The organism is Bradyrhizobium sp. (genome assembly GCF_004799445.1).
In the GTDB taxonomy this organism is placed as follows: domain Bacteria; phylum Pseudomonadota; class Alphaproteobacteria; order Rhizobiales; family Xanthobacteraceae; genus Bradyrhizobium.
Genome location: NZ_SSNA01000009.1, coordinates 1 through 2,222, shown reverse-complemented (window position 1 = coordinate 2,222; position 2,222 = coordinate 1). Strand labels below are relative to the sequence as shown.

The window sequence follows — 2,222 nt, the reverse complement described above, 5'->3', positions numbered from 1 at the left end:
GGCAAAACCGGACAGCCAGCATTTCCGATATTACCCCATCACCAGACATTCCGCGGACACGCCAAGATCGACGCGATTGACCCAGACCGGACGCCTGACCGCTTGGAACTGAGGGCGGGATTCAACATCCGAAAACTAGACGAATTGAGTGATCATCGAAAAAAAACCCCGCGACGAGCAGGGTGTTTTTGTTCTGGCATCGCGGGGATAAGACTTATCGATTTGTCGGGGTCATCTTCGCAACAAAACCACCGAACGGTTTGTAGGATTGCTTGGCAAGATCACCGTACATTGCTCCTATCTTCTGTGACTCCGTAACGAATGTTTCGTAAGCCGTCTTCGCGAATTCAGTTTGAATTTCAATCGCCTTTTCGAACGACTTCACGCCTGAGAGTTTCTCAACAAAAGATTTTGTGTCTTCAAACGATTTCTTTGTGTAGTCGCCGTAAGCGGTGGCGATCGCTTGAAAGCCGCCCGGAAAGGCGTTGGCTGACGTGGTCTGTGTATCGACCTGTTCTTTGCCATTTTGTTGGTGTTCGGAATTCTGATTTGAGGGATTCTGGTTCGACATTTTTGACTTTCCTCTCTGGTTTAACAGTGAACCAATGGCGCGCGTCGCCAATGGTTGCTCCAAAACAGCAGTTCCCGCTTGTTCGTTAGGCGTTGCTTGTGTGTTCGTATGATGATCTGGGAACTCGGGAGTATGCTGGCCACGTCGCACCAGAGCAACCGCTTTCAACCCGACGCAATCACGGGACGAGACAATGAAGTGGGAAGCGCAAACCCGAATATGTCAGACTGATCGTTACATAGTGGCGGCAACGCGCGAATTGCCGCTTTTGTTTTATCGGAACGACACCGATCTCTTCTCAGTTGTTATGATGTTCCCATGAAAGGAAACAACATGACGAACCAAAACCAACCCGGATAGCAGAAACAAACGCAAGGCCAGCGGAGCCAGGCTCCCGGCAAGGACAACAGAAATGCCGAAGAGCCGCCCGACCAAACAAGCAACACCGACACGTAATTAACAGAAACGGCCCGCCCAAGCGGGCCGTGTTTTTGTGACGAGAGCGCCATCACGGTCTGCAAGATGGTGACGCTCAATCGCCGACTCCGAAGCACCAGTGCTTGGCGACCGGTCACAGATGCCGAAGGATACAAGGCGCTCTTTCCCGGACCAGCGGCGGCTCCTTTCGGCGGAAATCGTGCGCTCGGAAAATATCATAGCGACCGATGGCACCCCACCATTGGCACATTTCAGACATTGCGGAGAACCGCCGAGAATGTCTGTTTATTGGGGTCAACCGGAAGTAACGCCGATAGCCAGATTCGGTCGAGAATGACCCTAATCCGACCTCTGCGCCACCTCAGTCAGGTTGCGCTGCAATATGTCGATGATACAAAAAACACTTGGTTTTGATCTGTATCAATGCAGATCGCCGCCTTGAAGAAGCGACTGTAGCAATTCCAAAAACTCCCCACTGAAGCGGAGAACAAGAATAACCAAAGGAGAACGCCATGACGACGATCTGTGCCAAATGTGGTGAGATGCTGATTGCTCCCGATTGGTCGGAATTCGTAAGTGAGCGTTTGGTTGTTAATCTTTGGTCCTGCACGAAATGCGGTGATAGGTTCGAAACGAATGCCTGCATGCCTGCCGATGCCTCATCGAAAATAAACGAAGCCTTATGGGAGGAGATGTTTCCGGCGCTGTTAGTGGCGTGAAAATGTTTCTGATCATCAGTTGATGAGGCGGCGAACCGCGATGACTATTTTCATGGTCTTCGTGTGCTTTACATCTGGCGAGGGACAAACGGCACAATGCCACCCAGCTTACCCACAACGGTATGCCAGCGCGGATGAGTGCGAAGTATTTTTGCAAAATGACCTTTACTTGAAGAACTACTTAAAAGGCGTTCGCGGCGGACAATATCAAAAGGACATGTCGGTCGAAGTCCAGTGCATGAAGAAAACTGTGTCCGCACCGGAGCCAGCCCGTTAGCGAACTAGATACCCGACACCACGACGCATTCCACGGAAAGTCCAATCTCGGGGTAAAAGCGGACATCGGCGACGCTGTGCTCGCCGCAATAAGCAACTGCGGATGACAGCACGCCTACTTTCGTTCGGCTTCAGCCTCTTGCTCCAGCCGCAAAATATGTGCGCGTAGCGCATCGAACCGCTCTTCGGTGACATCGCTGAACAGCGGATCCTTATGA

The 2,222-nt window shown here is 51.6% G+C and carries 2 protein-coding genes; one reads left to right on the top strand and one right to left on the bottom strand.

The window, feature by feature from the left end; translation table 11 throughout:
- Nucleotides 1–214 precede the first annotated feature (214 nt).
- Nucleotides 215–571, bottom strand: coding sequence for a phasin family protein (locus tag E8A46_RS00415; protein WP_291556033.1), 357 nt, complete (start codon nucleotides 569–571; stop codon nucleotides 215–217).
- A gap of 950 nt (nucleotides 572–1,521) precedes the next feature.
- On the opposite strand from E8A46_RS00415, the gene E8A46_RS00410 reads away from it, so the two are divergent.
- Nucleotides 1,522–1,728 (top strand): hypothetical protein, encoded by a 207-nt coding sequence (locus E8A46_RS00410; protein WP_291556032.1) that lies wholly within the window; start codon nucleotides 1,522–1,524, stop codon nucleotides 1,726–1,728.
- The last annotated feature ends 494 nt before the right edge of the window (nucleotides 1,729–2,222 follow it).

What these genes read in the sequence shown, in the direction of transcription:
- E8A46_RS00410 (WP_291556032.1), top strand. Translation starts at nt 1,522, where the DNA reads ATGACGACGATCTGTGCCAAATGTGGTGAGATGCTGATTGCTCCCGAT.
- E8A46_RS00415 (WP_291556033.1), bottom strand. Translation starts at nt 571, where the DNA reads ATGTCGAACCAGAATCCCTCAAATCAGAATTCCGAACACCAACAAAAT.